Below are 2,914 nucleotides of genomic sequence, written 5' to 3' on the forward strand. Positions count from 1 at the left end.
TCGGGCTGGAGATCGACCCCGCCCGCGTCGAGCGCGCCCGCACGCAGCTCGTCGACGTGCGCGCGGGGCGCACGGCGTTCTCACCCGACGCTCGCGTCTCGTTCGCCCGCGGCGGGTTCGAGGTACCCACGCCGCGCGGGCGCCGACCCGCGGTGCTGCGAGCGTTCAACGTCCTGCGGCAGTACCACGAGCACGAGGTGAAGGACGCCTGGGGGCGCATGGCGCAGCGGCTGCCTCCCGACGGCATTCTCGTGGAGGGCACCTGCGACGAGCTCGGCCGGATCTGCACGTGGGTGGAGATCGGTGCCGACGGGGCACCGCGAACGCTCACGCTGTCGCTGCGGCTCACCGAACTCGCCTCGCCGTCGATCGCCGCCGAGCGCCTGCCCAAAGCTCTCATCCACCGCAATGTGCCCGGCGAGGCGGTGCACGACTTCCTCCGCGCCCTCGACGGAGAGTGGACACGAGCTGTCGGCACCGCCTCGTTCGGTCCGGTGCAGCGCTGGCGCGCCGCGCTCGACGCGATGCACGCAGCAGGCTGGCCGGTGGAAGGCCGCTCACGCTGGCGTCTGGGCGAGGTCACGGTGCCGTGGAGCCTCATCGCTCCCCGCGGCTGATCCCCTCGCCGCGGCTCAGACCCGCGGAATCGCAGCGCGCGCTTCGGCCGCGGGCATGCCGGCGGCGGTCATCAGATCGACGGCCAACGGCCGCAGCGCTCCGATGAGCGTCTGATCCACGGCGGAACTGCGGTCGGCCAGGACGCGGGGGTCGAGACGCCCGGCCACGGCGCGGATCGCCTCTCGCGCGGCGGACTCGTAGGAGATGTCGCCCAGAGCATCGGAGATCAGTCGGGCGCCGGCAGCGAGTTCGGCGAGCAGATCGGCGGCGATCGGCCGTGGCTGTCGGTCGTCGCTGAGATAGACGACGCGGCGCGCGATGACCCGGAGATTGCGCGTCGCGAGATCCAGGTGGTGTCGCACACGGTCCTGCCGCTGGAACTCGGAGCGCTGGCGTCGCAGGAACGGAGAGATGCGGGCGATCTCCGAGCCGGACTCCACGCCCGCACGCCACTGGTCGACCAGGCTCTGCAGGCCGCGTGCCATGGCGAGACCGCGCTGGGCACGCACCGGATCTCCCCGTCGCAACGCCTGGACGAGAGTCGTGACCGCGCCGTCGAACGCGGCGAGGAGCTGAGCGCCCTCCCGCGTGACGGCACGCAGCGGACTGCGCGGCAGGAGAGCCGTGACCAGCAGAGCTGCCACGCCCCCGACGATCCCGTCGATCATGCGGATGAAGGGGACGCTCACGGGAATGACCATGACGATGGCCGACTGCACCGCCGCCGCGATGGCGAACGCCGGCTGCGGCGAGAGGAAGCGGGCGACGACGAGAGACGCCGCCAGTGTCAGCCCCAGTTGCCACCAGCCGATGCCGGCGACGAAGACGATGAGCTCGGCCACGAGGATGCCGACGACCATCCCGACCACGGTCTCCAGCACGCGCCGCGGGCGCGCATCGCGCACCAATCCCAGACTGGAGACCGTCACCGTCGCCGCGAGCAGGGGCGCGGCGTGTCCGAGTACGTAGTGGGCGAACGAGAACGCCGCCGTGGCCGCGACGACGATCTGGACGATGGCCGGCGCGGAGACCGCGACGCGGTCCATCCCGGCGCGGGGATGCCAGCGGGCTCGGCGACGGGTGACGATCGCCGCGGTGGACGGCCGAGAGCTCTCCGGCGATGACGCGGCGGGTGACACCGGCGTCAGCGGCGTCGGGAGAGCCGCGGCATCCGCGGGATGGATGCGGTGCGCCCGGCATCGGGGGGAACGATGACCTCCTGCGCGGCCGCGACGCGACTCTCGTCCACGGCGACCGTCAGATCGGCGTCGACCGGAACCGTGCGCTTGACGTATGCCAGCGCGATCGGCCCCTCTTCGTAGTGGCGTGCGACGGAGGTCACGGCGCCGACGACCTCCTCGTCGAGGAAGACCTCTGCGCCCCCGACGGGCAGGTCGGCATCGCTGCCATCGAGTTGCAGGGCGACGAGTCGGCGCGGCGGATGCCCCAGGTTGTGCACCTTCGCGACCGTCTCCTGACCGCGGTAGCAGCCCTTGTCCAGGTGCACCGCAGTGCGCAGCCAGTCGGCCTCGTGGGGCAGCGCTCGCCCGTCGGCCTCGGTCTCGGCGCGCGGACGCCAGGCGGCGATGCGAACGGCATCGACGGCCATCCATCCCGCGATGGGCTGCTGCCCCGACGCCGCGGCCTCGGCGAGGCGCGACACCGCGTCCACCGGCACGATCGCCTCCGCCCAGTCGTACGACTCCCCCGGGTGCGGCGCGGCGGGGGCGTATCCCCACCCGCCGACGGCGACCCCGGGCCACGGGTCACGCCAGACGGCGAGGGGCTCAAGCGCAGCGACCGCTTCGAAGGTGCCGCCGATGACGCGCACCTCGTCGGAGAGATCCTGCGGTTCGACCCGCAACCGGAACCGCATGCGGCTCAGCCACGACAGGAGCGCGGCTGAACGGGAGCGGTCGACGATCAGCCACGTGCGCACGCCGTCGTCCACGACGGCGGCAGCGTGTTCGACATGACCCTGCGGGTCGAGCACGAGCAGTTCCGTGCTGGTCCCCTCAGCGAGCGCCGTCAACGCCTGGGAGGTGATGGAGTCCAGCCAGCTGAGACGGTCGACACCGTCGACCGCGAGCACGACCCGGTCCTCGAGCGGCGCAAGCGCGCGCCCGGCGACGAGCTCACGCTGCTCACGTGCGGGCGCCGCCACGTGCGCCAGCCCGCGCTCGTCGACGACGGCACCGGGAACGACGGTGAACGCGCTCTCGACGGGAGCAGAAGGGTGCACCTCGGACATGCTCACTCGGCCCGCGCCAGTCGTGCCGACGCGTGCGAACCGAGC

At 72.6% G+C, this 2,914-nt stretch carries 3 protein-coding genes; 1 reads left to right on the plus strand and 2 read right to left on the minus strand.

Annotated elements, in window-relative coordinates; translation table 11 throughout:
* Positions 1–617: class I SAM-dependent methyltransferase (locus Q0P88_RS14040; protein WP_295014969.1), on the plus strand; the 617-nt coding region annotated here is incomplete at its 5' end.
* A gap of 15 nt (positions 618–632) precedes the next feature.
* Here Q0P88_RS14040 and Q0P88_RS14045 read toward each other — a convergent pair.
* Entirely contained in the window at positions 633–1,664 is a 1,032-nt protein-coding gene (locus tag Q0P88_RS14045) for an aromatic acid exporter family protein (protein ID WP_294980889.1), read from the minus strand.
* Positions 1,665–1,762: 98 nt separating this feature from the next.
* A complete protein-coding gene (locus tag Q0P88_RS14050) occupies positions 1,763–2,869 on the minus strand; it encodes a folate-binding protein YgfZ (protein ID WP_295014970.1) in 1,107 nt (368 codons plus the stop codon).
* Positions 2,870–2,914 lie beyond the last annotated feature (45 nt).

It is taken from the genome of uncultured Microbacterium sp. (assembly GCF_945952435.1).
In the GTDB taxonomy this organism is placed as follows: Bacteria; Actinomycetota; Actinomycetes; order Actinomycetales; family Microbacteriaceae; genus Microbacterium.